The sequence below is a fragment of the Acinetobacter sp. UBA3132 genome (assembly GCF_002364825.1).
Lineage (GTDB): Bacteria > Pseudomonadota > Gammaproteobacteria > Pseudomonadales > Moraxellaceae > Acinetobacter > Acinetobacter schindleri.
This window is the reverse complement of the sequence record NZ_DEZM01000054.1, coordinates 39,153-42,180: the sequence shown is the minus strand read 5'-3', so window position 1 is coordinate 42,180 and position 3,028 is coordinate 39,153. Positions and strand designations below refer to the sequence as shown.

Annotated in this window: 3 protein-coding genes; all 3 read left to right on the top strand. The window is 28.5% G+C overall.

Features of this window, described 5'->3' with window-relative positions:
* Positions 1 to 1,064: nucleotide sugar dehydrogenase (locus B4033_RS02505; RefSeq protein WP_286831845.1), on the top strand; the 1,064-nt coding region annotated here is incomplete at its 5' end.
* Between the two features lie 2 nt (positions 1,065 to 1,066).
* Positions 1,067 to 1,951 carry a glycosyltransferase gene (locus tag B4033_RS02500; RefSeq protein ID WP_286831843.1) on the top strand — a complete coding sequence of 295 codons (885 nt, stop codon included), beginning with the start codon at positions 1,067 to 1,069 and terminating at the stop codon, positions 1,949 to 1,951.
* A 22-nt stretch (positions 1,952 to 1,973) separates the two neighbouring features.
* A partial coding sequence (locus tag B4033_RS02495) for a hypothetical protein (RefSeq protein WP_286831841.1) occupies positions 1,974 to 3,028 on the top strand: 1,055 nt, incomplete at its 3' end.

Genomic DNA, 3,028 nt, shown 5'->3' with positions numbered 1-3,028 from the left:
TTGATTTAATAAACAGTAATTCTTCTCCATTAGTTGATGAATATATTGAGCGAGCATTTGCAGATCAGAATCTTAAATTAAAAGCTACTCTAGATGCAGAGCTGGCATATAAAGATGCCGATTTTATCATTGTGGCAACGCCCACAAATTATGATCCAGATACCAATTATTTTGATACATCTTCTATTGAAAGTGTAGTTGAGAAAATTCTACCTATAAACTCAAAAGCTATTATTATTATAAAATCAACAATTCCTGTTGGATATACTGCTCAGCTCAAAGCTCATTTTAATACTAATCAAATCGTCTTCTGCCCAGAATTCTTGAGAGAGGGTAAAGCTCTTTATGATAACCTTTATCCATCTCGTATTATAGTCGGTGAAAAATCAGAACGTGCAGAAGAAATAGCTCAGCTTTATTTGAATGCGACTGTTGAGCATAATGCACCAACATTGTGTATGAATGCGACAGAAGCAGAAGCAGTGAAGTTATTTTCTAATACTTATCTTGCCATGCGTGTAGCTTATTTTAATGAGCTTGATACTTATTGTGCTAAACATGATTTGGAGAGTTTGGATATTGTTCGGGGTGTTGGATTAGATCCTCGGATTGGTCAACACTATAATAATCCGTCGTTTGGTTATGGTGGATACTGTTTACCTAAAGATACCAAGCAATTGTTGGCTAATTATAAAGACATACCACAAAATTTGATTCAAGCAATTATTCACTCGAATAAAACACGTAAACAATTTATTGTAAAAGAAATTTTGAAAAAACGTCCAAGTGTAGTAGGTGTATACCGTCTAACGATGAAGGTTGGGTCAGACAACTTTAGAGATTCTGCAATTCAAGATATTATGCATGAGTTACAAGAATATAATATTAAAGTACAAATCTATGAGCCGACTTTAAAACAGGAGAAATTTGAAAATTATGATCTTCAAAATAATTTAAATGAATTTTTATCGAGTTCAGATGTCATTCTTGCTAACCGGATGAGTGATGAGCTAAAGCAAGATGCTGATAAGATCTATACACGTGATTTATTTGGTGAAAATTAATCATGAATTTAAAGAATGTTAAACCTTTAGTAACAGTTTATATCCCAACTTATAATCGTGTTAATTTATTAAAGCGTGCTGTTGAATCCGTTCGTCAACAGACTTATACAAATGTAGAGATTATTATTGTTGATGATTGCTCTACTGATGGAACATATGAATATTTAAAAAATATTAGCAAGCAAGATTCACGTATTAAATTTTTCTTAAAAGAAAAAAATAGTGGTGCGTGTGTTAGTAGAAATATTGCGATTAAAAATGCTACAGGAGAATTTATTACGGGTCTAGATGATGATGACTACTTTCTTCCTAGTAGGATTGCTAAATTTGTTGAGTATAGATATTTATTGGATGAGTATGTTTTTATATATTCTTTGAATTATATAGAGAATAATGGAATTAGAAGGTTGCCAGCTTTTTCTTTTCTGATACCTAGAAAAGCTAAAGCTAAAGATTTATTGCAATCCAATATCGTTGGAAATCAATGTTTTATTCAAACTGAAATAATGAGGGAGTATGGTCTTTTTTCTGAGAACTTAAAGGCATGGCAAGACTTGGATTTGTGGTATAAATTATTATCTAATCCAAAATTAAAGAAAAAAGCTATTCGTGTAGATAATAAAACATATATACAAGATATTTCTCATGAGTTTGGTCGAATATCTAGTGAGAGAGATAAGAGCAAGATGAGAACTGTATATATAAATTTTATTGAAAATAATAATTTAGAATATTTTGAAAGAAAAATATTGGCAGGTCATCTGATTAGTTATAATTGCTCAGTAAAAAAAATTAATTTTATCATAAGATTTTTGACTGGAGTGAAACCATACTTTTTTTTAAAAAATTTATGGCTATTATTTTCGAAAATTAGAAATAAACTTTAATTTTTACTGGAAATATATTTTTATGTCGGGAAATTTCTTAAATATAAAAATTAATAATGCGGTAGTTTTTACTTTATCGGTAGCATTTTTATTTTCTCAATTTTATTTATGGAAAAGTGGATTGCCTCAAATTAGTCATATCCTTATTGTTATATGTATATTGTTGGGTTATAAAGAAAAAATTCTTATTGATAGATCAATATTTTTATTCATTTTTTTATCATATTCTATTTTGGTTAACTTATTTTGGACTTTAGTTAATTATGATTTGGATTATATTGTTTCAATTATATATTGGATATTTAATTTTATTTTATTTTTGCTCATTGTTAATTTTTCTTTTGAGCAAACCAATAAATTGTTTTCTAACTTGATTATATTAATTCCCTTTTCCTATGTATTAATAATTTTTATGTGGTCTATTGGTCTGGGGAGTCATTCTTTTTTCCCGAGATATAATGGGTTTTTTAATGATCCAAATCAAATGGCTTTTTGGGTTTTAAGTACATGTTGTATTTTTTTGCTTATATCTAATAATTTTTTCAAGAATTTCGTTGTTTACTCAATGAGTGTTTTTTTAATACTTCTAACAATGTCAAGATCTGCTTTATTAGGAGTTTTTTTTATCACTTTAGCCCTTTTAATCAAGCAAAGAGGTGATTTAAATCGTAAGTTAATGTTTTTCATATTAGCTTCATTTTTCGTCTTTGTTATTATTTTTTACCTTTACTTCATTGGTGTATTCGATGAATTGATTTTAAGAATGATTGAAGGTTTATCTGCTAGTGAAGAACAGGCAGAAGGAAGAGGGTTTGATATCATTTTAAAATATCCTGAATACTTATTTTTTGGAGCAGGACAGGGTGCCTATTCTTTATATCATTCGGCTGGATTAGAAATTCATTCAACTTGGTTAGGTATTCTTTTTTACTATGGTATTATTGGTTTAGGAATTTTTTTAATATTTTTATTTAATATTTTTAAGGACTTGGAGTTATCAAATAAGCTATTATTTTTAGCTCCAATGATATATGGTTTTACTACGTATAATGCAAGAACAACTATATTCTGGTTTTT

Bases quoted from the DNA above. Each gene is read 5' to 3' on its own strand.
- B4033_RS02500 (WP_286831843.1), top strand. From the start codon at position 1,067: ATGAATTTAAAGAATGTTAAACCTTTAGTAACAGTTTATATCCCAACT.